Source organism: Albimonas marina (assembly GCF_029223255.1).
In the GTDB taxonomy this organism is placed as follows: domain Bacteria; phylum Pseudomonadota; class Alphaproteobacteria; order Rhodobacterales; family Rhodobacteraceae; genus Albimonas.
Genome location: NZ_JARHUC010000004.1, coordinates 312820 through 334819, shown reverse-complemented (window position 1 = coordinate 334819; position 22000 = coordinate 312820). Strand labels below are relative to the sequence as shown.

Here is a 22000-nt window from a genome sequence, read left to right as displayed (position 1 = left end):
GATCCGGCGGGCGACGCACGATCCTATGCGCCCCACGCCCGCGACCGGCAAGGGAGGACGCCATGGCCGTCGAACTGGATCACCTCGTCGTCGCCTGCCTGTCGCTGGCCGAGGCGCGCCCGAAGCTGGAGGCCGCGCTGGGCGCGACCGACCAGGGCGGCGTGCATGTCGGCCGGGGCACGCACAACGCGCTCTGGGCGCTGGACGGCGGGCCGCTGGGCGCCTGCTACCTCGAGCTGATCGCCCCCGACCCCGATCAGACCCCGCCCGAGCGCGGCCCGATGCCCTTCGGCCTGCACCGCGAGGACGTGCGCGCGCGCCTGGCGCAGGGCCCGCGGCTGCTGGCCTGGGTCGCGCGCTGCGACGACGCCGAGGCGCGCATGGCCGCCTGCCCCGAGGACATGGGCCGCCTGCTGCCGATGCGCCGCGGGGACCTGGAGTGGCGGCTGTCGGTGCCGCCGGACGGGGTCTCGGCCTGCGGGGGCGTGGTCCCCTCGCTGATCGAGTGGCCGGGCGGCGTCTCCCCCGCCACGGCCATGCCCGCGACCGGCCTGCGCCTGACCGCCTTCGCCCGCCGCCCCGACCCGCGGGCGACCGCGGCGCTCGAGGCGCTGGGCCTCGCGGCCGTGCTGCCGGAGGGCGAGACCGGGGGATCGCTTCTGCGCGCGGTGGTCGAGGGGCCGGGCGGCCAGGTCGTCTTCGACTGAGGGGGGGAGGGCCTCAGCCCTCCGCCGCCTCCATCTGGTCGTAGGCGTCCAGCGCCTTGGCGCCGTACATCAGCGACGGACCGCCGCCCATGTAGAGGCACATCGAGATCACCTCGGCGACCTCGTCGCGGGTGGCGCCGTGGCGGCGGGCGGCCTTGGTGTGGAAGCCGATGCAGCCGTCGCAATGCACCGCCACCCCGATGGCGAGCGCGATCAGCTCCTTGGTCTTGGGGTCCAGCGCCTTGTTCGCCGTCGCGGCCTTGGCGAGCGCGGCGAAGCCCGCGGCGGCCTCGGGCTGGGCGGCGCGGAACAGGGCCAGCTGGCGGTTGGTGTCGGAGAGGAAGTCGGTCCAGTCCATGGGGGGCGGCTCCTGAGGGGAAATTCGGTTTCGGGAATGCATGGATGCGCCCGAACCGCCCGCCCCGCCTTGAGCGAAATCAACCGGCGCGCCCGACGCCCGCCCCCTGCGCCCGGCGACGCCTGCCCAAAGGCGCCCCGGCCGGAGCAAGGCGCGAAGGCCGCGCGCCTCCGCCCCGGCGGAGGCCGCCGAGCTCCGCTCGGCGCTGCGGGCGCGCCCGCAGGCGCGGCCGGGGTCCGCCACGGGCGCGGCCCGGCGACGCCCGCCCCGGGAGACCTCCTCAGCGGTCGAGGAACGCCGCGGCGGCGGCCGAGAACTCCGCCGGCTGCTCGGCATGCAGCCAGTGGCCGGCGCCGGGCAGCGTCGCGACCTCCATCGCCGGGAACAGGGGCTTGGCCGCCGCGAGCCCCGCGTCGTCGGCGTAGTCGGAGGCGCCGCCGCGCAGGAACAGGGTCTCGCCCGGCCAGCTCCCCTCCAGCGGCTCGAACCCCACCATCGAGCCCATCCAGTCGCGCAGCGCGACCAGGTTGAGCTTCCAGCGCAGCCCATCCGGCCCCGAGGCCAGCGAGTGCAGCAGGAACGCGCGCAGCGAGCGGTCGGGCACCGCGTCGGCGATCAGCGGCTCGACCTCCGAGCGGCGGGAGAGCGAGCCCAGGTCCACCGCCAGCATCGCCTCGACATAGGCGAGGTGGGAATGCCGGTAGGCGACCGGCGCGATGTCGGCGACCACCAGCCGGCGCAGGGCCGCGGGCGCGCGCGTGACCGCGAGCGTCATCGCCGCCTTGCCGCCCATCGAGTGGCCCAGCAGGTCCGCCTCGCCGCCGCCGTGGGTCTCGAGCGCGTCCTCCAGGTCCTCGGCCATGCCGGCGTAGGAATGGTCGTCCGACCAGGGGCTGTCGCCGTGATTGCGCATGTCCACCGCGATCACGCGCCGCCCCTCGCTCAGCCGCTTCGCCACCGCGCCCCAGTTGCGGGCCGAGCCGAACAGGCCGTGGGCGATCACCAGGGGGGGCTTCGTCTCCGCTCCCTGGGGCTCGTGGACGATGGCGTTCAGCCGCATGGGGGGTCCTCCGCTTCGTGTCGTCCCTGACATGCCCGCTCGGCGCCCGGAGGAAAAGCCCCGCGGCCGCCTGCCCCCTTTGCGCGGCCCCGCGCCCCGGCCTAACGTCCGCCCCGGCGCAGACCGCCGGAGACGCAAGTGAAACCCTATTCCGCCCTCGACGTCCTGTGGAACGGGCTGACCGGCCAGCGCGGCTGGACCCGCGCCTGGCGCGACCGCGAGCCCCGCTCGGCCTACGACGTGGCGATCGTGGGGGGCGGCGGGCATGGGCTCGCCACCGCCTACTACCTCGCCAAGAACCACGGGATCCGCCGGGTGGCGGTGCTCGAGCGGGGGCTGATCGGCCAGGGCAACGCGGGGCGCAACACCACGATCGTGCGCTCGAACTACATGCTGCCGGGCAACCGGGAGTTCTACGAGCATACGCTGAAGCTCTGGGAAGGGCTGAGCCAGGAGCTCAACTACAACCTGATGTTCTCCCAGCGCGGGCACCTGGCGCTGAGCTTCGACCCCGGCTTCCGCGACGCCTTCGCGCGCCGCTACAACACGCTGCGGATGACCGGCTCGGACGGCCAGTGGCTGAGCCGGTCGGAGGTGCAGGCGCGGGCGCCTTTCCTCGATTGGTCCGATCGGGCCCGCTTCCCCATCGAGGGCGGGTTCCTGCAGCCCCGCGCCGGCACCGCGCGCCATGACGCGCTGGTCTGGGGGTTCGCGCGGGCTGCCGACGCGCGGGGCGTGCATATCGTCCAGAACTGCGAGGTCACGGGCTGCCTGCGCGAGGGTGGCCGGATCGTGGGCGTCGAGACCTCCCGCGGGGAGATCCGGGCGGAGAAGGTGGCGCTGGCCGTCGCTGGCTCCACCGGGCCGCTGGCGACCGCCGCGGGGCTGGGGAAACTGCCGCTCGAGACGCACAAGCTTCAGGCCTTCGTGACCGAGCCGTTGAAGCCCATCGTCCACCAGGTCATTTCCAGCGCCCAGCAGGGCCTGTTCTACATGAGCCAGTCCGACAAGGGCGGGATCGTCTTCGGGGGCGAGATCGACGGGCATCCCTCCTACGCCCAGCGGGGCGGGCTGGAGATGTATTCCGAGGTGATGTCCAAGGCCGTGGCGCTGGCCCCGTTCCTGGCCCGCGTGCGGGTGCTGCGGCAGTGGGCGGGGGTGATGGACATGTCCATGGACGGCTCGCCCTTCATCACGCCGACCACGATCCCGGGGCTCTACTTCAACGCGGGGTGGAACTACGGGGGGTTCAAGGCGACGCCGGCCTCGGGCTGGTGCTACGCCCACACCATCGCCCATGACGCGCCCCATGAGCTGAACGCCGCCTTCTCGCTCGACCGCTTCGCCCGAGGGCGGGAGCTGGACGAGGAGGCGACCGGCCCGACCCCGAGGCTCCATTGATGCGCCCAGAAGCATGAGACTGACCTGTCCCTTCTGCGGCCCGCGCGACGCGGCCGAGTTCGTCTACGACGGCCCCTTCGGCGGCGATCCCGCGGCCGAGCGCCCGGCGCTCTCAGCCCCGCCCGCCGCCTGGGTCGAGGCGGTGTTCCTGCGCGACCAGCCCAAGGGCGAGACGCGGGAGCTGTGGCGGCATGTTCACGGCTGCGGCTGCTTCCTCGACGTGCTGAGGAACACCGTCACGCACGAGGTGATCTCGGTCGCCTTCGCCGACGCGGCCGACGCCAGGGCGATGAGGGCGAAGCGATGAGCGGCTTCCGGCTTCGCGGCCATGACGCGGCCCCCGTGCCGTTCTCCTGGCAGGGGCGGGAGATGCTGGGCGCGCAGGGCGACACGCTCGCGGCCGCGCTGATGGCGAACGGGGTGCGCACCCTGGGGCGCAGCTTCAAGCACCACCGTCCGCGAGGGATCATGTCGGCGGGCGAGGAGGAGGCGGGCGCGCTGGTCACCGTCGGCGAGGGCGCGCGGCGCACGCCGAACCTCAAGCCCTCCGTGGTGGAGCTGGAGGCGGGGCTGAGCGCGCGGGCGCAGAACTGCTGGCCCTCGCCGCGCCTCGACCTGGGCGCGGTGAACGACCTGCTGTCGCCGCTGTTCGCGGCGGGCTTCTACTACAAGACCTTCATGGGCCCCTTCGCCGACACCCGCATCTGGATGGCCTGCGAGCGGGCGATCCGGCGGGCGGCGGGGATGGGGGCGGCCTCGGCGCTGCCGGACCCGGACCTCTACGACCAGGTGCACGGGCATTGCGACGTGCTGGTGGTCGGCTCGGGCCCCGCGGGCATGGCCGCGGCGCGCGAGGCGGCGGAGGCCGGCCTCGACGTGGCGCTGGCCGAGGCGGATTTCGCCCCGGGCGGCGACCGGCTGTCGGACGGGGAGCCGGAGGCCCTGGCGGCTGATCTGGCGGAGATCGCGGCCCTGCCGAACCTGCGCCTGATGACGCGCACGATGGTCTTCGGCCTCTACGACCACGGCGTCGCCGGGCTGGTGGAGCGGCTGCCCGCGGCTTCCGCGTATCGCGAGCGGCTGCATGTGCTGCGGACCCGCAAGGTGATCGCCGCGACCGGCGCGATCCAGCGGGGCTTCGTCTTCGGGGACAACGACCGGCCCGGCGTGATGTCCGCCGCGGCCGCGCGCACCTATGTGCGCCGCTTCGGCGTGGCGCCGGCGCGGGAGGTGGTGGTGGCGGGCGCCGAGGATTCGGCCTTCGCCGCCTCGATCGCCCTGGCCGAGGCGGGGCTGGACGTCATCCACCTCGACGCGCGGGAGGCGCTTGCGGGCGCGCTGGTCGAACAGGCGCGGGCCGCGGGCGTGGACCTGCGCGCGGGCTGGGTTCCGGTGCGCACGCAGGGCCATCCGCTGACCGGGGAGCTGACGGGCCTGAGCATCGGGCGCCACCTCGGCGGCGGGCGGACGCGGGCGGAGACGCGGATCTCGGCCGGGGCGCTCGCCGTCTCGGGCGGCTGGTCGCCGGCGATCCACCTGACCACGCAGGCCCGCCAGACGCCCGCCTGGGACGAGGCGCTGGGCTGCTTCCTGCCGGGGCCGGGGGAGGTCCTGTCCTGCGGCGCCGCGGCGGGCGTGTGGACGCGGGAGGGGGCCGAGGCCTCGGGCCGCGCCGCCGGGCGTCTCGCCGCCATCGCCCTGCGCGCCACCCGCCGCCGGCCGCTGAAGGACGTGGAGCCCGGCGGCCACGCGGCGCCGCCCGAGCCGTTGTGGGAGGTCCGCCCCGCCGGGCGCGCCTTCCACGGGCTCGGCAAGGGCTACGTCGATCCGCTGCACGACGTGACCGCCGCCGACGTGCGCCTGGCGCACCAGGAGGGGTTCGCGGCGCCCGAGCACATGAAGCGCTACACCACGCTGGGCATGGCCCCCGACCAGGGCAAGGCGGGCGGCGTGATCGGGCTCGCGGTGCTGGCGGCGGCGCGGGGAGAGGACGCCTCCGCCCTCTCGCCCACCACCTTCCGGCCGCCCTATGCGCCGGTGTCGATGGGCGTTTTCGCAGGGCTCGACCGGGGCGCCGGCTGGGCGCCCGTGCGCCGCACGCCCTTCCACGCGGCCGCGGCGGCCGAGGGCGCGGTCTTCGTCGACGCGGGCCTGTGGAAACGCGCCTGGTTCTTCCCCGAGCCCGGCGAGGACCTGACCGCCGCCTCGATGCGCGAGGCGGCGATGGTGCGCGCCTCGGTCGGGGTCGTGGACGTCTCCACCCTCGGAAAATTCGAGGTGCAGGGGCCTGGCGCGGCGGCGTTCCTGGACCGCGTCTTCTCCAACCGGATCGGGACCTTGCCCGTGGGCCGGGCCCGCTACGGCTTCCTGCTGCGCGAGGACGGGATCGTGCTGGACGACGGCACGGTCTGGCGGCTGGGCGAGGAGCGGTTCCTCGTGACCTGCACCACCGCCCACGCGGCGACGGTCGAGGAACACCTCTCCCGCTGGCGCTTCCGCTGGCCGGAGCTTGAGGTCTCGGTGGACGACGCGACCGAGGCCTGGTGCGGGCTCGCCGTCGCCGGGCCGCGGTCGCGCGCCGTGCTGGCGGCGATCGCGGAGGGGGACGTCTCGGACGCCGCCCTGCCCCACCTGGGCGTTCGCGAGATGACGGTGGCCGGCGCCCCGGTGCGGGTGGCGCGGCTGTCCTTCTCCGGCGAGCGGGCCTTCGAGATCCTGGTCCGGCCCGAGGCGGCGCCGGCCCTGTGGGACGCCGCGCTCGCCGCCGCGAAGGCCGAGGGCGGGGGGCTCTACGGGCTCGAGGCGCTGGACATCCTGCGGGTCGAGAAGGGCCATGTCACCGGGCGCGAGATCGACGGGCGGGTCACGCTGGGCGACCTCGGCATGCCCGGCATGGCCTCGCGCGCCAAGGACTTCGTGGGGCGTGCGCTGATCGAGCGGGAGGGGCTGGTCGATCCCGGCCGCCCCGCGCTGATCGGCCTGCGCCCGGTGGAGCGGGGCGCGAAGCTGCGCGCCGGGTCCCTGCTGCACCCGCTGGGGGCGGAGACGGGGCGCGGGATCGGCCATGTCTCCTCCATCGCCGACTCGCCCGCGCTGGGAATGCGGATCGCGCTGGGCTTCGCCGCCGGCGGGCGGGCGCGATGGGAGGGCAAGCTGCTGATGGCCAAGGACCCGATCTCGGGCCAGGACGTGAAGATGGTCGCCTGCGCGCCCTGTTTCGTGGATCCGGAGGGGGAGCGCCTGCATGGCTGAGCCGGTGACCCTGCGCCCCTGCCCTGCCCTGTGGCAGGCGAGCGTGCCGGCCGAGGGCGCGGCCTCGGCCATCCGGCGGCTGGCCTCGGCGCTGGGCGCGGCGCCGCCGGCGCCGGGGCGCACGCTCGAAACCGCCGAGGGGCTGCTGTGGCGCGGCGCGCCCCGCCGATGGCGGATGCGGGCCGAGGCGGCGGGCGCGCCGGCGCCCGAGGCCTTCGCCGCCCTCGACGGCGCGGCGCTGAGCGACCTCGGCCCCGGCCTCGCGATCATCGGCCTGCACGGGGAGACGGCCGAGGCGCTGGCCGCCCGCGCCGTGACGCTGGACCTGCGCGCCGCGGCCTTCCCGTCCGGCGCCGCGGCGACGACCGTCCATCGCCACGCCACCGTCACCCTGCTGCGGGTCGCGGAGGGGTTCGAGATGCTGGCGCCTCGAAGCCTCGCCGAAGACTTCGCCGAGCGGCTGGCGGGGATCGCGGCGCGGCTGGGCTGAGCGCGCTCAGTTCGCCGGCGGCGCGGGCGGGGGGACCAGGACCTCGGCGCCCGTGTCGGCGGGGCCGGCCGCGGCGCCGTCCAGGGTCACCGAGAACTCGGTGATCGCGAGCCAGCCCGCGCCGCCGGTGATCTCGGGCCCGAACTCGACGCTGGTCAGCCAGCCGTCGGCGTCGATCCGCCCCTCGGCCGCGAGGCGGGAGAGGAGGGCGCCGAGGTCCAGCTCCCCCTCGCGCAGGCCCTCCCCGGTCTCGGGCAGCCAGGCGATGTAGCCCCAGCTCTCGCCCGGGGCGTTGCCGTGGGTCGCGTCGACGAAGAGCGGGCCGGAGAGGCCCTGCTGGGCGTGGTCGCCCACGGCGGCGCCGGAGGAGGGGAAGTCGCCGCGCTTCACCCAGATCATCACCTCCTGGCGGATCGCCTCGGGGCCGCCGGCGGCCTCGGACCCGATCCAGAGGTCGAAGGCGAGGTTGAAGCGGTCGGTCTCTCCGCCCCAGTCGACGGACCAGCGCGCGCTCAGGCCCTCGGTCGCGGACAGCGGCAGGGGCAGCAGGTCGCCGCCCGTCACGCCGCCCCAGGGCTTGCGGCCCACGATCAGCTCGGGGAAGGCCAGCACGCGGCCGTCGCCCTCGGGCCAGGCCCAGTCCATGCGCAGGCCGTCGGCGAGGGTCTCGCCATGCTCGATGCGCTGGACGTAGTCGCGCCCCGCGACCAGGTCGCGCCGGCCCCAGGTGTTGTTCATCGCGACGACGGGGCCCAGGGCGGCCTCGGCGTCGTCGGTCTCCAGAACGCCGGTCATGCGCGCCCTCCCGTCCCCGACATAGCGCGGCGGCGCGGGCGGGCGCGTCAACCCTGCGCGAGGCGGGCAGGCCCCCTGCGACTCCGGTCCCCGCCCCGGGGGGCTGGCGGGCGGCGCGCCTGCGTCGTAATTGGGCCCATGACCCGCGACGACGTCCCCGCTGAGAGCTTCCCGCCGCCCGGCCACGACTGGCCCGAGATGCGGCCGGGCTGGGTGTGGCTTGCCGGCGCCGGTCCGGGCGATCCGGGCCTGCTGACCCTGCACGCGCTGAACGGGCTGCGGCAGGCGGACGTGGTGGTCTACGACGCGCTGGTCGACGACCGGGTGCTCGACTTCGCCCGCAAGGACGCGGAGCTCGTCTTCGCCGGCAAGCGCGGAGGCAAGCCCTCGGCCAAGCAGCGCGACATCTCGCTGAGGCTGGTGGAGCTGGCGCGCGCCGGCAAGCGGGTGCTGCGGCTGAAGGGCGGCGACCCGTTCGTCTTCGGCCGCGGCGGCGAGGAGGCGCAGACGCTGGTCCAGCACGGCGTGCCGATCCGCATCATCCCGGGCATCACCGCGGCGATCGGCGGCCTCGCCTACGCCGGCATCCCGGTCACCCATCGCGACGTGAACCAGTCGGTGACCTTCCTGACCGGCCATGACGCGCGCGGCGAGGCGCCGGCGGCCATCGACTGGGAGAGCATCGCCAAGGGCTCCCAGGTGGTGGTGGTCTACATGGGCCTGCGCACGCTGGGGGAGCTCGCGCGCCAGTTCATGAACGCCGGCCGCTCCGCCGACGAGCCGGTGGCGGTGGTGCAGGACGCCACCCTGCCCGGCCAGCGGGTGCTGGAGACGACGCTGGGCCACGCGGCCGAGGACGTGGCCGCCGCCGGTCTCGTCCCGCCCGCGATGGTCTGCATCGGCCGCGCCGCGCTGATGCGCCGGGCGCTGGCCTGGTGGGGCGACGAGAAACCCACCGACCTCGATCCCCTGGGCCGCGGACGCCCAGCCGAGGAGCCCTGAGCCGCCCTCCGCCCGCGCCGGCGCGGGGGGATGCGAAGGCGCCTTTACGTTTCCTGACCGAGCGGCTAGTTCTGTGCCGTCCCGCGGCTGCGCGGGACGAGTTCTCGGGGCGGGGTGAAAGTCCCCACCGGCGGTGATGGCCGAAAGGCACGAGCCCGCGAGCGCCTTCCTCCCCTTGGGGGGAAGGGTCGAGCAGAGCCCGGTGGGATCCCGGCGCCGACGGTCATAGTCCGGATGGAAGAGAACGGGACGGCGCCTTCCGGCGTCCGCGCGGGTTCGCGCGGGCGAGTGGCGCGCCGGCTCCGTCGTCCCGGTTCATACGGTTCGAAGGAGGACCCCATGGATCGGACCCAGACCAACGACACCACCACCGAAACCCGTGCGCCCGGTTCCGGGCCGCGCGTGGCCTTCATCCGCGCCCGCTGGCACGCCGACGTCGTCGACCAGGCGCGCGAGGGCTTCCTGCTGGAGCTCGCCCGCCTGACCAACGGCGCGGCCGAGGTCGAGACCTTCGACGTCCCCGGCGCCTTCGAGATCCCGCTGCTGGCCAAGAAGCTCGCGCAGTCCGGCCGCTTCGACGCGGTGGTCGGCGCGGCCTTCGTGGTCGACGGCGGCATCTACCGGCACGAGTTCGTGGCCCAGGCCGTGGTCTCGGCCTTCATGCAGGTGGGGCTGGAGACCGGGGTGCCGGTGCTGTCGGTCTCGCTGACGCCGCAGGCCTACCAGGAGACGGAGGCCCACGGCGCCTTCTTCCGTGACCACTTCGTGGGCAAGGGCGAGGAGGCCGCGCGCGCCGTCGTCGGCACGCTCGACGCCCACGCGCGGGCCGAGGCGGCCTGAGCGGCGCGGACCGGGGGACGCTCCAGAGCGCTCCCCGGACCTCCGCCGCAGGCGGCGCGCGGGAGGCCCCGGGTCGAGCCCGGGGCGCCCCGGGGCGGGGCCGTCGCGGTCAGGCCGTGAAGTACGGCGCGAGGTTGGCGCGGATGCGCGCGAGCGGCGTGTCGCCGGTCAGGTCCGGCACGAAGGGTTGGCCGGTGATCGCCTTGAAGGCGTCGACGTAAACTCGGGCGGTGGCCTCGATCAGGTCCTGCGGGATCTCGGGCAGCGGGTCCGAGTAGGGGTCGCAGCGCGCGTCCACCCACGACCGGATCACGTCCTTGTCGAAGGAGGGCGGACGGCCGCCCGTCTCGAACGCCCCCTCGTAGCCCCGCGCGATCCAGTAGCGGGAGCTGTCGGGCGTGTGGATCTCGTCCGCGATCAGGATCGTGCCGTCGGCGTCCACCCCGAACTCGTACTTGGTGTCGACCAGGATCAGCCCCCGCTCGGCCGCATGGGCCTGGCCGCGGGCGAAGAGGGCGAGGGCGTAGTCCTGCACCTTGTCCCACTGGGCGGCGGTCAGCAGGCCCTGGGACAGGATCTCGGCGCCCGTCAGCGGCTCGTCATGGCCGCCGTCGAAGGCCTTCGAGGTGGGGGTGATGATCGCCTCGGGCAGCGCCTGGTTGGGGCGCAGGCCGTCGGGGAAGCTGTGGCCGTACATCTCCCGCTCGCCCTTGCGGTAGCGGGTGAGGATCGAGGTGGAGGTGGTGCCGGCCAGGTAGCCGCGCACCACCACCTCGACCGGCAGGATCTCGAGCCGCTTGCCGATCACCACGTTGGGGTCGGGATACTCGAGCACGTGGTTGGGGCAGATGTCCGCGGTGCGGTCGAACCAGAAGCGGGCGATCTGGGTCAGCACCTGGCCCTTGAAGGGGATGCAGGCGAGGATCCGGTCGAAGGCCGAGATCCGGTCGGAGGCGATCAGAATCCGCCGCGGCCCGTGCGTTCCGTCGTCGGGCAGGTCGTAGCAGTCGCGCACCTTGCCGAAATAGGGATTGGGAAGCTCGGGGATGCGGGCCTCGGCCAGGATGCGGTCGGGAAGGGACATGGGCTGCTCGGGCTGGAGACGGGAGGGCGGAAACGGCGCGCGCCGGCCGTCAGGAAACGGCCGGCGCGCGGGATTGGCAAGGGCGGGCGGGATCAGCCGGCGGCGATCATGTCCGCCTGCTTCACGATCACCTGCGCCTGGCGCACCGAGGCGAGGTCCACGAGGCGCCCCTTGTAGGTCACGGCGCCGGAGCCGGTGCGGGTCGCCTCCTCCATCGCCGCCAGGATCTCGCGCGCCTCGGTCACCGCCTCCTCGGAGGGGGTGAAGACCTCGTTCGCGAGCGCGATCTGGTTGGGGTGGATCGCCCACTTGCCGACCATGCCCATGGTGGCCGAGCGGCGGGCCTGGGCGCGGTAGCCCTCGGGGTCCGAGAAGTCGCCGAAGGGGCCGTCGACGGGCAGGATGCCGTGGGTGCGGCAGGCCGAGACGATGGCCGAGGTCACGTGGTGCCAGGGGTCGGGGTAGGAGATCGCGCGCTCGCCCCCTTCCGCGGCGGCGTCGGCCAGCATGTAGTAGTTCTTCTGCGTGCCGCCGATGCCGGTGGTCGCCATGCCCATCGAGGCCGCGAAGTCCGCGGCGCCGAGGCTCATCGCCTGCAGGCGGGGGGAGGAGGCGGCGATCTCCTCGACATGGGCGAGGCCGGCGGCGGTCTCGATGATCACCTCGAGGGCGACCTTCTTCTCCGAGCCCTTGGCGGCCTCGATGGCGCTGACCAGCGCGTCGACGGCGTAGACGTCGGCGGCGCAGCCCACCTTGGGGATCATGAACATGTCGAGGCGGCCGTTGGTCTCCTCGAGAACCTCGACGACGTCGCGGTACCAGAAGGGGGTGTCGAGGCCGTTGATGCGCACGCAGACGGTCTTCTTGCCCCAGTCGATCGTGTTGATCGCCTCGATGATGTTCTTGCGGGCCTGGGGCTTGTCGGCGGGGGCGACGGCGTCCTCGAGGTCGAGGTTGATCACGTCCGCGGCCGAGGCGGCCATCTTGGGGAACAGCTTGGTGTTGGAGCCCGGGCCGAAGAGCTGGCAGCGATTGGGGCGCGCCGGCGGCGTGGGCTGAACCTTGAAGCTCATGGCTGGTCCTTCGCGAAAGAAAGCGTCCTGGAGGGTCGCGGCGACAGCTAGATTATGTCGCGCCTCGCGTCAACGCGGCGCGGGGGCGGCCCACCCCGCCGCCGCGGGCGAGGGGCCGGAGGCGCCCGAAGCCGGCGGCGGCGCGCCTCCTCGGCGAGGGAGCCGCGGCGCGACGCCCCTGCCCGTGGCCCGCGTCCGCCCGCCGCGGCGGGGCGGGCCGGGCGCGGATGGCGGGGGGCTGCGGGCCGGCGGGAGGAGGGGTCGGGCTATAAGGGGGCGGCGGAGCGGCCGACAGGTTCAGGGGACCCTAAGCGGATTGGCGCTCACCATGGTGGGCGACCGGGCAGCAGGCGTTGGTCTAGAACCCAGGGCCGCGCCCGGCGGTCCGGAACAGATGGGATGCGACCGGGGCTCCAGACCTCGATCGAAGCGGAGACGGGGCCGAACGAAACCGTCGCGCCCCGACAGGAGAGAGGCGGCGTCGGGAGGAAGACCGGCGTCGCGCTCCGGATGCGCCGCGGCCTCCGGATCGCTCTGCGGCGACCGGATCGGCGAAGGCGCGACGCTTCGGGCCGGCCGGCGCAGGCGACGGGCGGGGTCTCTCAAACCTCCCCACGGCGGCGTTCGCGGCCCGCCCGCCAGTCGGCCATGGCCTGGGCGACGCCCTCGCGCAGGGGGCGGGCGCCGTCCCAGCCTAGCGCCAGCAGGCGCGAGCGGTCGACCAGCTTGCGCGGCGTGCCGTCGGGGCGCGAGGCGTCGAAGACCAGCCGCGGCGGCGGGCGGCCGCGCAGGGCGGCGGCGCGGGCGCAGAGCTCGGCGAGGCGGCGGATCGAGACCTCCTCCCCCGAACCGACGTTTATGGGCACGTCGTCGGAATACCGCTCCATCAGGAAGACCAGCGCGTCGGCGAGATCGTCGGCGTGCAGGAACTCCCGCAAGGGCGCGCCGCTGCCCCAGACCTCGAGGGGGGCGTCGGCGTCGGCGGCCTCGGCCGCGCGGCGGATCAGGGCGGGCAGGACGTGGGAGGCGGCGGGATCGTAGTTGTCGCCGGGCCCGTAGAGGTTGGTGGGCTGGGCCGCGATGAAGTCCGCGCCGTGCTGGCGGCGGTAGGCCTGGGCCATCTTCAGGCCGGCGATCTTGGCGATGGCGTAGGCCTCGTTCGTGGGCTCCAGCGGGCCGGAGAGCAGCGCCTCCTCGGGGATCGGCTGGGGGGCGTCGCGGGGGTAGATGCACGACGAGCCCAGCACCATCAGCTTCTCGACCCCCGCGCGCCAGGCCTCGTGGATCACGGCGAGCTGGATGGCGAGGTTGTCGCGCAGGAAGTCGGCGGGGCGGGTGCGGTTGGCCTCGATCCCGCCCACGCGGGCGGCGGCGAGGAACACGGCCTGGGGGCGGGTCCGCGCGAAATGGGCGGCGACGGCGGCGGGGTCGGAGAGGTCGAGCGCGGCGCGCGGGGCGGTCAGGATCTCGCAGCCCGCGCGCTCGAGCCGGCGGGCCAGCGCGGCGCCGACCATGCCGCCGTGCCCCGCCACGAAAACGCGGCGTCCGGCGAGCGGGTAGATCACCGGCGCCGGGGGCCGGGGGGCAGCCGGCGCCGGGGCGCCGCCCTCGACGGGCGTCGCCGGATCCGGACCGGCGCCGGGCGGGGCGCCCGGGGCGAGGGACGGCGCGTCGGAGGCGTCGGGGGCGGGCGTCGGGCCCGGGGCGTCGGCGGGGTGGAGCGCGGGTCGGGTCATGGCAGGTCCCTCTCGGCGACGAGGATGGCGAGGGCGCGGGCGCCGGCCTCGGCCGCGGCCTCGGCCCGCGCGCAGGCGGCGCGGCCGGCCTCGGCCAGCGCGTCGGGGTCGGCGTGCAGCGCCGCGAGGCGGCTCAGCGCCCAGGGTGGGAACGGCCGGTCCGGGGCGAGGCCGAAGCCGGGGAGCAGCTGCTCGGCGACGGCGCCCCGAGTCCAGGCGAGGGTGGGCAGGCCGGCGAAGGCGGCCTCCCAGATCACGGCGGGCTCGGCCTCGTCCAGGTGCGTCGTGGGCAGGGCGAAGACGTCGAGATCGGCGTAGAAGGCGGCCTTCGCCTCGCCCGACACCGCGCCGCCGGTCCAGCGCAGGCGTCCGGGCAGCGCCGCGAGCGCGACGTGCAGGGCGCGAAGATCCGCGGGGTCGGAGACGGGGCCGGCGAGGCGCACCTCCACCGGCAGGCCCTGCGCCCGGGCGGCGCGGGCGAGGGCGATCATCTCGTGCAGCCCCTTGGCCGCGGTGAGGTTGGCCAGCAACCCGACCCGCAGCCGGCGCGAGGTCCGGGCGCGGCGCGGGACCGGGGCGGCGGGGCGCAGGAAGACGGCGTTCGAGATCGTCAGGTCCCGCGCGCCCGCCCCGCCATAGGCCTCGCGGAACCGCGCGCGCATTCCGGGCGAGAGGAAGACATGATCGAGCCCCGCGCCCCCGGTCCGCAGGATCAGGCGCATCAGCGCGTCGGGCCGGTCGATGTAGGCGAAGGAGTGGTGATGCAGGCGCACCCGCATCCCCAGCGCCCGGGCGAGCGCGATCAGCGCCAGCTGGTGCAGCCGGCCCCAGCCGCCGTCGCCGGCGAGATAGGCGCGCCGTCCGCCCAGCAGGCGCGCGCGGATCAGCGCGCCGGCGGCGAGCAGAGTGCGCCAGCCCCGCGCCGGATGGCGCAGCGGGCCGCGCCAGGCGCCCGGCGACAGCGAGCGGCAGGGGGCGGGTCCGGCGCGGGCCAGACGCTCGGCCGCCGCCCGGGTGATCGCGGCCTGGCCGGTGACCGGCGGCGGCAGGTTGCCTATGACCGGCATCGGGGGGGCCCGGCGGATCGCGGCGGGCGCCGGAGAGGGCGCGTCGAAGAGGTCGGCGGGCCTCATGTTCCGTCTCCCCGGAGGTCTGGGAGCGGCGGCGGCCGGCGAAGCGTTGCGGGGAGGACTCCGCCCGATCGGGCGACGCCCCATGAGCAGGACGGCCGATGGGCGAAACCCGCGCCCCGCGCACGAAATGCGGAACTGGCGGAGCGCCGGCGGTCAGGCGATCCTGCGCCGCGCAGGCGGAGTGCGAAGGCGCCGCTCATGTCGTGTAGTACTTCCGCGCCGCGGCCGCCCCATAGCCGTAGCCGTAGCCGTAGCCCGCGTAGCCGTACCGCGCGAGGCCGCGGGGATCCGCCTGGGTCAGGGTCAGGCCGGTGACGCGCACCCCGATCTGGTCGAAGAGGTCGAGGCCCGCCTTCACCATCTCCTTGCCCGTCGCGTTCCAGCGCACGGCGTAGAGCACCGCGTCGGCCCGCCCGGCTATCACCCGCGCGTCGGGCACCGCCAGCACGGGGGGCGTGTCGATGAAGATGAAGTCGTAGGCGTCGCGCAGCTCCTCCATCAGTTCGGCGAAGCGCTCGGAGCTGAACACGTCCGCCGCGTTCGCCCGGCTGCGCTGGCCGGTCAGCACGTCGAGGCCGGTGACGGGATCGTGGCGGATCGCCTGCTCGGCGCTCGCCTGGCCGGAAAGGACCGAGAGCAGGCCGGTCTTCTCGTCGAGGCCGAAATAGGCCTGGAACACCCGCCGGCGCAGGTCGCATTCCATCACCAGCACCCGCTTGCCCAGCGCCGCGGCGTTCTGGGCGAGCATCAGGGTGGTGGTCGTCTTGCCCTCGCCGGGGACGGAGGAGGTGACCATCACCACCTGGGGCCGCCGGTCGACGTTCGAGAGCAGCACCGAGGTGCGCAGGTTGCGCACCGCCTCCGCCAGCGCCGAAGACGGCTTTTCCACCAGCAATTTCAACGCCGCGCCCCGGCGGCGGGAGGGGGCGTCGGGGATCACGCCCATCACCTTCAGGCCGGTCGCGGCCTCCAGCGGTTCGGGGCCGCGGACGCGGTCGTCCAGCGTCTCGCGCGCGACGGCCCAGCCGACGCCCGCGATCAGGCCCAGCGCCGCGGCGATGGCGAGCGTCAGGCCCTTGCGCGGGCTGGCGGGATCGAGCGGCGCGACGGCCGGCGACAGGATCCGGCTGTCGGCCTCCTGGATGCCCTGCTGGACCGAGGTCTCCTTCATTCGGCCGAGGAAATATTCGTAGAGCAGGCGGCTCGCCTCGGCCTCCCGCTGCAGCTGGCGGAGGCGGACAAGGTCCTCGGACTGTTCGGAGATCCGTCCCTCCAGCTCGCCGATCGAGGTCTCGATCCCCTCGGCCTGGGCGGCCTGGCGGTCGCGGTCGCGGGCCAGCCGCTCGACCGCCGCGGCGAGCATGGAATCGAAGCGCGGGGCCAGCGCGGCCTCGCGCCCCGCGCCGCCGGGACGGGCGAGATCGGCGGCCAGCGCCTCCAGCCTGCGGTCGCCCAGCAGGGCCGCGGCCTCGGCCCGGGCGGCGTCGGCCTCGGGCGCGCCGGGCGGCGCGCGACGCACGGCCTCGGAGAGGACGCCCAGCCGCTCGATCAGCAGGCCCGCCTCGCCGACGCGGGCGTCGAGCTCGGCCCGCCGCTCGCGCAGCTCCTTCATCTGGCGATTGGAGGCCTCGAGCGACGCCTCGGAGATCAGGGACGTGGAGGCGGAATAGTCCTTCACCTGTTCCTCCGCCGCCTCGAGATCGACCTGGAGGTCGGCCACCCGCTCGCTCAGCCAGGAGGTGGCGCGGCGCGTCGCCTCGAACTTCGCCTCGAGCTGATCGAGGATGTAGAGATCGGCTATCGTGTTGGCGATGCGGGCGGATTTCTGCGCGCTCTCGCTCTGCACCCGGATCACGAAGACGTAGGAGAGGGGCACGTTCTGCACCCTCAGCCGCTCCAGCAGCCGGTCGATGGCGGTCTGGCGGCGGCGGAAGGCGGGGTCCTCCGCCTCGGGCGCGGGGGCGGCGTCGAGCAGGGGGACGAGCGTCTCGGCCCCGCCGCTCTCGAGCGCGCGGCGAAGAGCGCCCAGGGCGCGGTCGACGAGGCCGGGGGCGACCAGATCGGGGTTGAACTCGGGGTCGGATTCGAGGTCCAGCCGCGCCACCACCCGGTCCATCAGGTTGCGCGAGCGCAGCACCTCGACCTCGGTGTTCACCACCGAGCTGTCGGCCGAGAGGCCGGACATCACCGATTCGATGTCGACCACCTGCGCCTCGCGCGTGTCGAGCACCACGGTCGCCTCGGCCTGCCACATCGGGGTGGCCGCGAGCAGGCGCCAGGCGGCGAGCGCCAGCGCCAGGACCAGCGCGAAGGCGATGCGCCACATCTCCCGCCGCAGCAGGCGCAGGAGCGTGCGGGGTTCGAAGAGATCCGGCGCCGGGGCGGCCAGCCGGCGCGCCGGGGCGGGCCTGAGCGGGGCCGCGGGGCGCGAATCGCGGGCCTGGGGCGGCGGAGACTGGTCGTTCATCGAGCGGCTCCGGAAACGGGTGGGCGGGGCGGGCGGGCGACGGAGTTCTTCCGTGCGGCCGCGCCGGCCCGGCGGGTTGGGAACAGGCGGCGCCTCGGGGCCGCAGCGGGCCCTTGCGCGGGATCTGCGGCGAAGCGGCGACGACGGCGCTTCATCTCGACATCGGGTCCTTCCTGACGCCGGGGGCGGCGCCGGCCGACGCATCTGCCGGCCCGTTCACCTTTCGTCGCTAAACTTAAGGGCGAGTTAACTATTCCCGGCAAATCTGCGCTCCGAGGAAAGGGAGCGATGGGGGGCCCGGACGGGCGGCCGAACCACCTGGGGCGAGTCCCCGGGCCGGCGCGGCCGCAGCCGGGTTGACGGACGGAGAGCCGTATGGCGATCACGCCGCCCCGCGCCGCATCCCGACCGGATGCGCCGACGGTCCCGAAACCCGCATCCGGGCTCGCGCAGAGCTCGACCGCCGGGGCGCCGCCCGCGGGAGACCGCGCCGCGGCGCCCGAGTCCCCGCGCCTCGGCGCGGCGGCGCTCGACGCAGGGCCGGCCTCCGGCGCCCATCCGGACGGCGCGGCCGCGCCCTGGCCGGGCCTGCGGCTGGTGGTCGACGCGGCCCTGTCGGACGACATCCGGACGCGGCCCGACGCGGCGCCGCGCCCCCGCCCGCCGGTCTTCGCCCCTCCGCGGGGCCTCTATGCCATGTATTTCAAGCGGATGCTGGACGTCGCGCTGGTGCTGCTCGCGGCCCCGATCGCGGCGCCGCTGGTGGCGCTGCTGGCCGCCTGGGTGCGGCTCGATCCCCGCTCGGGCGACGCGCCGGCCTTCTACGGCCAGGTCCGCGTGGGGCGGGGCGGGCGGCGCTTCACCTGCTGGAAGATCCGCACCATGGCCCCGGACGCGGAGGCGGAGCTGGACCGCCTGCTCGCCTCCGACGCCCGCTCCGCCGCCGAGTGGGAGCGGCGCCAGAAGCTGGAGCGGGACCCCCGGGTGATCCCCGCCGGCCGGTTGCTGCGGCGCAGTTCGCTCGACGAGCTGCCGCAGCTGTGGAACGTGCTGGCGGGCGACATGAGCCTGGTGGGGCCGCGGCCCTACACCCCCTCGCAACGGGCGCTGCACGCGCTGCCCGAGCTCTACGAGAGCCTGCGCCCCGGGCTGACCGGCTACTGGCAGGTGGGGCCGCGCGGCGAGGGCGGCGACTTCGCCCTGCGCGCGGTCGAGGACGCGCGCTACTGGCGCGAGCTGTCGCTGGCGGCCGACCTGCAGGTGATCCTACGGACCGTCGGGATCGTCCTGAAAGGGGCCGGCCGGTGAGCCGCCCCGCCGCCGCCCCTTCGCTTTCCCTCCCCAACCCAGGCGAGGCGCCATGACCCGCAGACCGACCTTTCCCGCGCCGACGCCCCTGTCGCGCGCGGCGCCCCTGCCCGACGTCGCCTATGCGTTCGAGGAGGGCAGCGTCTTCGCCCGGCCGCGCGCCGACCGGCTGCGCCTGCTGATCCTGGGCATGAACTACGCGCCCGAGCCGGTGGGGGTCGCGATCTACACCACCGGCCTCGCGCAGGGGCTGGCCGCCTGCGGGCACGAAGTGACGGTGGTCGCGGCCACGCCCTGGTATCCCGCCTGGGCGCCGATGCCGGGCCATTCCCGCGGCTGGTCCGACCGGCGCGAAGACGGGGTGCGCGTGATCCGCTGCCCGCACCCGATCCCCGCCCGGCCCAGCGCCGCGCGGCGCATCCTGCAGCAGGCGAGCTGGGCGGCCTCGGCCGCGCCCCCGCTGCTGGCGCGCGCGGCCGCCGGGGTCGACGCGGTGCTGGCCGTCGCCCCCGCGGCCCTGGCCGCCCCCGTGGCGCTGGCCGCGGCGCGGCTGGGGGGCGTCCCCGCCTGGCTGCACGTGCAGGACTTCGAGGCGGAGGCGGTGTTCGGCGCCGGCCTGATCGATTCCCGCGGGCGCCTCGGCCGCCTCGCCGCCGGCGCCGCCCTGGGGTTCGAGGCCCGGCTGCTGCGCCGCTTCGACCGGGTCTCGGCGATCTCTCCCGCGATGCGCGCCAAGCTCGCGCAGAAGGGCGTCGCGCCGGAGCGGATCCGGGAGCTTCGCAACTGGGCCGAGGATGCGATCCGCCCGCTGGAGGGGCCGTCCCCCTACCGCGCCGAATGGGGGCTCGAGGGGCGGCGCGTGGCGCTCTATTCCGGCAACCTCGGGGCCAAGCAGGGCCTGCACCTGGCGCTGGAGGCGGCCCGCCGTCTCGCCGACCGCCCGGGGTTCGAGGACCTGGTCTTCGTGATCTGCGGCGAGGGGCCGGCGATGGCCCGCCTGCGGGCCGAGGGCGCGGACCTGCCCAACCTGGTCCTGCGCCCGCTGCAGCCGATGGCGCGGCTGGGGGAGCTGCTGGGCCTCGCGGATCTGCACCTGCTGCCGCAGGTGGCCGGAGCGGCGGACCTGGTGCTGCCCTCCAAGCTCGCCAACATGCTCGCCTCCGGCCGCCCGGTCGTGGCGACCGCGGCCGAGGGCACGCAGCTCGCGGCCGAGGTCGCGGGCTGCGGCATGGTCACCCCGCCGGGCGACGCGGCGGCCTTCGCGGACGCCATCGCGTCGCTGGCGGCCGCGCCGCGCATGCGCGCGGCGCTGGGGCAGGCGGCGCGGGCACGGGCGCTGACGCGCTGGGACCGCGCCTCGGCCATCGCCTCGGCCGAGCTCGAGCTGCGCGCCATGGCGGCCCGAAGCCGGATCGCCCCGCGCCCGACCGACCGGGCGATCGAGGCGGGCGCTCCGCCGGCGCCCGCCCCGTTGCGCTATGCCGAGAGCGCGGCGGCGCCCGATCCCTGGCCGCCCGCCGCCGCCGTCCCCGACGCCCGCCGCGCGGGACGTCGGGGCTGAGCGCGGATGCCGTCCGTCGCGCCCCGTCTCGACGTCCCCGGCGCGGGAGGCGTGCCGCCGCCCTCCGCGCCCGCCTGCGCGCACTTCCGCGTCCGACGCGCCGGCCCGGACCGACGATGCGCGCCGCCCTGCGGGGCGGCCGCCCTCCCCACCGCTCATGGAGCCGCCGCATGAAACGCGCCCTGATCACCGGCGTCACCGGCCAGGACGGCGCCTATCTCGCCGAACTGCTGCTGGACAAAGGCTACGAGGTGCACGGCCTGAAGCGCCGCGCCTCGTCCTTCAACACCGCCCGCATCGACCACCTCTACCGCGACCCGCACGAGGGCAACGTCAACTTCCGCCTCCACCACGGCGACATGACCGACGGCTCGAACCTGATCCGCATCATGCAGGAGGTGCGCCCGCACGAGGTCTACAACCTCGCCGCCCAGTCCCACGTCCAGGTCAGCTTCGAGACGCCGGAATACACCGCCAACGCCGACGCCCTGGGGACCCTGCGCCTGCTGGAGGCGATCCGCATCCTGGGGCTGGAGGACCACTCGCGCTTCTACCAGGCTTCGACCTCCGAGCTCTACGGCCAGGCCGCCGAGACCCCGCAGCGCGAGACGACGCCCTTCCGCCCCCGCAGCCCCTACGCCTGCGCCAAGCTCTACGCCTACTGGATCACGGCGAACTACCGTGAGGCCTGGGGGATCCACGCCTCGAACGGGATCCTCTTCAACCACGAGAGCCCCCTGCGCGGGGAGACCTTCGTGACCCGCAAGATCACCCGCGCCGTCGCCGCCATCGCGCTGGGCCTGCAGGATCGGCTCTACCTGGGCAACCTGGACGCGCGGCGGGACTGGGGGCATGCGCGCGACTACGTCGAGGGGATGTGGCGGATCCTGCAGCAGGACGCCCCCGACGACTACGTGCTGGCGACGGGCGAGACGCATTCGGTGCGCAGCTTCGCCTCCCGCGCCTTCGCGGCGGCGGGCATCGGGCTCGACTGGCATGGGGAGGGGCTGGCGGAGAAGGGGGTCGACGCGCGCTCGGGCGAGATCCGGGTCGAGGTCGATCCCCGCTATTTCCGCCCGGCGGAGGTCGATCTGCTGATGGGCGACGCGGCCAAGGCGCGCGAGCGTCTGGGCTGGACCCACCGCCGCGGTCTCGACGACCTGGTGGGCGAGATGGTGGCCGCGGACCTGGAGCTGCTGGGGCGGGAAGGCCTGCCCCGCGCCGAGCGACTCGCCTGAGGGGGCGATCCGGGCGCGTATCGCCAGCGGAGACGATCCCGCCGCGCCCAAGGCCTCCGGCCACGGAAGCGATTGCAAAACAAGGAGAAGTTCGAAATCGGGACCGGGATTCTCAGCCTCCGTTCATCTTCGGACGGATACAGTCAGGGAGACGTCGTTTCCATGCCGCCGGCACGTCGCCGGGTCGGAAGGGGACGAGCTTCGTCGGCGTAACGTTGGTGAAACGCGTATGGGCTTTCTTGTTCTGGGAACCTCGTCGGGGCTCGTCCTCGCCGTGGCGGCCCTTCTCTCCGGCTTTCCGATCTGGGCCGCCATCGTCTCGCACATCGGGGCTGGGATGATCGTCGCGACCCTGGCCGCGCTGTTCCACGCCCGCAGGACCCTGCGCCGCCGCAGCGCGGCCCGCGAACGGACGGAGCGGGTCCAACGCCCGGCCCTTCGCCCGCATCGTGTCGCGCGCCAGCCGGAACCGGAGTCGGTCTGACCGCGCCCCGC

19 protein-coding genes and 1 riboswitch are annotated in these 22000 nt (G+C 75.1%); of the genes, 11 read left to right on the top strand and 8 right to left on the bottom strand.

Annotation, left to right across the window (positions count from 1 at the left end; translation table 11 throughout):
• Window positions 1-62 precede the first annotated feature (62 nt).
• Complete coding sequence (locus P2H44_RS13065; protein ID WP_275764035.1) at window positions 63-707, top strand: VOC family protein; 645 nt, start codon at window positions 63-65, stop codon at window positions 705-707.
• Between the two features lie 13 nt (window positions 708-720).
• Here P2H44_RS13065 and P2H44_RS13060 read toward each other — a convergent pair whose 3' ends face one another.
• Window positions 721-1065 carry a carboxymuconolactone decarboxylase family protein gene (locus P2H44_RS13060; RefSeq protein WP_275764033.1) on the bottom strand — a complete coding sequence of 115 codons (345 nt, stop codon included), beginning with the start codon at window positions 1063-1065 and terminating at the stop codon, window positions 721-723.
• Between the two features lie 280 nt (window positions 1066-1345).
• Complete coding sequence (locus P2H44_RS13055; RefSeq protein WP_275764030.1) at window positions 1346-2125, bottom strand: alpha/beta fold hydrolase; 780 nt, start codon at window positions 2123-2125, stop codon at window positions 1346-1348.
• A 138-nt stretch (window positions 2126-2263) separates the two neighbouring features.
• Between P2H44_RS13055 and P2H44_RS13050 the strand changes: the two genes are divergently transcribed.
• From P2H44_RS13050 to P2H44_RS13035, 4 genes are read left to right on the top strand one after another with little or no spacing between them, the layout of a single operon-like run.
• Complete coding sequence (locus tag P2H44_RS13050; RefSeq protein WP_275764028.1) at window positions 2264-3526, top strand: sarcosine oxidase subunit beta family protein; 1263 nt, start codon at window positions 2264-2266, stop codon at window positions 3524-3526.
• A gap of 13 nt (window positions 3527-3539) precedes the next feature.
• Window positions 3540-3833 carry a sarcosine oxidase subunit delta gene (locus P2H44_RS13045; RefSeq protein WP_275764026.1) on the top strand — a complete coding sequence of 98 codons (294 nt, stop codon included), beginning with the start codon at window positions 3540-3542 and terminating at the stop codon, window positions 3831-3833.
• On the top strand, window positions 3830-6778 hold the full coding sequence (locus tag P2H44_RS13040) for a 2Fe-2S iron-sulfur cluster-binding protein (protein WP_275764025.1): 2949 nt from the start codon (window positions 3830-3832) through the stop codon (window positions 6776-6778). Before P2H44_RS13045 ends, P2H44_RS13040 begins: the two co-directional genes overlap by 4 nt.
• A complete protein-coding gene (locus P2H44_RS13035) occupies window positions 6771-7268 on the top strand; it encodes an aminomethyltransferase family protein (RefSeq protein WP_275764024.1) in 498 nt (165 codons plus the stop codon). Before P2H44_RS13040 ends, P2H44_RS13035 begins: the two co-directional genes overlap by 8 nt.
• Window positions 7269-7274: 6 nt before the next feature.
• On the opposite strand, the gene P2H44_RS13030 is transcribed toward P2H44_RS13035, so the two are convergent.
• Window positions 7275-8063, bottom strand: a complete 789-nt coding sequence (locus P2H44_RS13030; protein ID WP_275764023.1) for a GH12 family glycosyl hydrolase domain-containing protein — start codon at window positions 8061-8063, stop codon at window positions 7275-7277.
• Window positions 8064-8201: 138 nt separating this feature from the next.
• Between P2H44_RS13030 and cobA the strand changes: the two genes are divergently transcribed.
• Both cobA and P2H44_RS13020 read left to right on the top strand, forming a co-directional pair.
• Window positions 8202-9065 carry a uroporphyrinogen-III C-methyltransferase gene (gene cobA, locus P2H44_RS13025; RefSeq protein ID WP_275764021.1) on the top strand — a complete coding sequence of 288 codons (864 nt, stop codon included), beginning with the start codon at window positions 8202-8204 and terminating at the stop codon, window positions 9063-9065.
• Window positions 9066-9161: 96 nt separating this feature from the next.
• Window positions 9162-9315, top strand: a riboswitch (FMN riboswitch).
• Between the two features lie 89 nt (window positions 9316-9404).
• Window positions 9405-9905 carry a 6,7-dimethyl-8-ribityllumazine synthase gene (locus P2H44_RS13020; RefSeq protein ID WP_275764018.1) on the top strand — a complete coding sequence of 167 codons (501 nt, stop codon included), beginning with the start codon at window positions 9405-9407 and terminating at the stop codon, window positions 9903-9905.
• A 109-nt stretch (window positions 9906-10014) separates the two neighbouring features.
• Here the strand turns inward: P2H44_RS13020 and P2H44_RS13015 are convergent, their stop codons facing one another.
• The 5 genes from P2H44_RS13015 to P2H44_RS12995 all read right to left on the bottom strand — a co-directional run bounded on the left by P2H44_RS13015 (window position 10015) and on the right by P2H44_RS12995 (window position 17398).
• Entirely contained in the window at window positions 10015-10989 is a 975-nt protein-coding gene (locus tag P2H44_RS13015) for a phosphoribosylaminoimidazolesuccinocarboxamide synthase (protein ID WP_275764015.1), read from the bottom strand.
• Window positions 10990-11081: 92 nt separating this feature from the next.
• Window positions 11082-12062: an HpcH/HpaI aldolase/citrate lyase family protein gene (locus P2H44_RS13010; RefSeq protein WP_275764012.1), complete on the bottom strand. Its 981-nt coding sequence runs from the start codon at window positions 12060-12062 to the stop codon at window positions 11082-11084.
• A gap of 602 nt (window positions 12063-12664) precedes the next feature.
• Window positions 12665-13798 carry a GDP-L-fucose synthase family protein gene (locus P2H44_RS13005; protein WP_345798995.1) on the bottom strand — a complete coding sequence of 378 codons (1134 nt, stop codon included), beginning with the start codon at window positions 13796-13798 and terminating at the stop codon, window positions 12665-12667.
• Window positions 13795-14931: a glycosyltransferase gene (locus tag P2H44_RS13000; protein WP_275764010.1), complete on the bottom strand. Its 1137-nt coding sequence runs from the start codon at window positions 14929-14931 to the stop codon at window positions 13795-13797. Before P2H44_RS13000 ends, P2H44_RS13005 begins: the two co-directional genes overlap by 4 nt.
• A gap of 196 nt (window positions 14932-15127) precedes the next feature.
• On the bottom strand, window positions 15128-17398 hold the full coding sequence (locus P2H44_RS12995) for a polysaccharide biosynthesis tyrosine autokinase (protein WP_275764007.1): 2271 nt from the start codon (window positions 17396-17398) through the stop codon (window positions 15128-15130).
• Window positions 17399-17773: 375 nt separating this feature from the next.
• On the opposite strand from P2H44_RS12995, the gene P2H44_RS12990 reads away from it, so the two are divergent.
• From P2H44_RS12990 to P2H44_RS12975, 4 genes are all read left to right on the top strand, one after another.
• Window positions 17774-18706 (top strand): sugar transferase, encoded by a 933-nt coding sequence (locus P2H44_RS12990; RefSeq protein WP_275764005.1) that lies wholly within the window; start codon window positions 17774-17776, stop codon window positions 18704-18706.
• Between the two features lie 52 nt (window positions 18707-18758).
• Window positions 18759-20267 (top strand): WcaI family glycosyltransferase, encoded by a 1509-nt coding sequence (locus tag P2H44_RS12985; RefSeq protein WP_275764003.1) that lies wholly within the window; start codon window positions 18759-18761, stop codon window positions 20265-20267.
• Window positions 20268-20437: 170 nt separating this feature from the next.
• Window positions 20438-21505 carry a GDP-mannose 4,6-dehydratase gene (gmd, locus tag P2H44_RS12980; RefSeq protein WP_275764001.1) on the top strand — a complete coding sequence of 356 codons (1068 nt, stop codon included), beginning with the start codon at window positions 20438-20440 and terminating at the stop codon, window positions 21503-21505.
• Window positions 21506-21734: 229 nt separating this feature from the next.
• Window positions 21735-21989 carry a hypothetical protein gene (locus P2H44_RS12975; protein WP_275763999.1) on the top strand — a complete coding sequence of 85 codons (255 nt, stop codon included), beginning with the start codon at window positions 21735-21737 and terminating at the stop codon, window positions 21987-21989.
• The last annotated feature ends 11 nt before the right edge of the window (window positions 21990-22000 follow it).

What these genes read in the sequence shown, in the direction of transcription:
- P2H44_RS12995 (WP_275764007.1), bottom strand. Translation starts at nt 17,398, where the DNA reads ATGAACGACCAGTCTCCGCCGCCCCAGGCCCGCGATTCGCGCCCCGCG.
- P2H44_RS12975 (WP_275763999.1), top strand. Translation starts at nt 21,735, where the DNA reads ATGGGCTTTCTTGTTCTGGGAACCTCGTCGGGGCTCGTCCTCGCCGTG.
- P2H44_RS13020 (WP_275764018.1), top strand. Translation starts at nt 9,405, where the DNA reads ATGGATCGGACCCAGACCAACGACACCACCACCGAAACCCGTGCGCCC.
- P2H44_RS12985 (WP_275764003.1), top strand. Translation starts at nt 18,759, where the DNA reads ATGACCCGCAGACCGACCTTTCCCGCGCCGACGCCCCTGTCGCGCGCG.
- P2H44_RS13000 (WP_275764010.1), bottom strand. Translation starts at nt 14,931, where the DNA reads ATGAGGCCCGCCGACCTCTTCGACGCGCCCTCTCCGGCGCCCGCCGCG.
- P2H44_RS12990 (WP_275764005.1), top strand. Translation starts at nt 17,774, where the DNA reads ATGGCGATCACGCCGCCCCGCGCCGCATCCCGACCGGATGCGCCGACG.
- P2H44_RS13030 (WP_275764023.1), bottom strand. Translation starts at nt 8,063, where the DNA reads ATGACCGGCGTTCTGGAGACCGACGACGCCGAGGCCGCCCTGGGCCCC.
- P2H44_RS13035 (WP_275764024.1), top strand. Translation starts at nt 6,771, where the DNA reads ATGGCTGAGCCGGTGACCCTGCGCCCCTGCCCTGCCCTGTGGCAGGCG.
- P2H44_RS13065 (WP_275764035.1), top strand. Translation starts at nt 63, where the DNA reads ATGGCCGTCGAACTGGATCACCTCGTCGTCGCCTGCCTGTCGCTGGCC.
- P2H44_RS13015 (WP_275764015.1), bottom strand. Translation starts at nt 10,989, where the DNA reads ATGTCCCTTCCCGACCGCATCCTGGCCGAGGCCCGCATCCCCGAGCTT.
- P2H44_RS13005 (WP_345798995.1), bottom strand. Translation starts at nt 13,798, where the DNA reads ATGACCCGACCCGCGCTCCACCCCGCCGACGCCCCGGGCCCGACGCCC.
- P2H44_RS13010 (WP_275764012.1), bottom strand. Translation starts at nt 12,062, where the DNA reads ATGAGCTTCAAGGTTCAGCCCACGCCGCCGGCGCGCCCCAATCGCTGC.
- P2H44_RS13060 (WP_275764033.1), bottom strand. Translation starts at nt 1,065, where the DNA reads ATGGACTGGACCGACTTCCTCTCCGACACCAACCGCCAGCTGGCCCTG.
- cobA (WP_275764021.1), top strand. Translation starts at nt 8,202, where the DNA reads ATGACCCGCGACGACGTCCCCGCTGAGAGCTTCCCGCCGCCCGGCCAC.
- gmd (WP_275764001.1), top strand. Translation starts at nt 20,438, where the DNA reads ATGAAACGCGCCCTGATCACCGGCGTCACCGGCCAGGACGGCGCCTAT.
- P2H44_RS13055 (WP_275764030.1), bottom strand. Translation starts at nt 2,125, where the DNA reads ATGCGGCTGAACGCCATCGTCCACGAGCCCCAGGGAGCGGAGACGAAG.
- P2H44_RS13040 (WP_275764025.1), top strand. Translation starts at nt 3,830, where the DNA reads ATGAGCGGCTTCCGGCTTCGCGGCCATGACGCGGCCCCCGTGCCGTTC.
- P2H44_RS13045 (WP_275764026.1), top strand. Translation starts at nt 3,540, where the DNA reads ATGAGACTGACCTGTCCCTTCTGCGGCCCGCGCGACGCGGCCGAGTTC.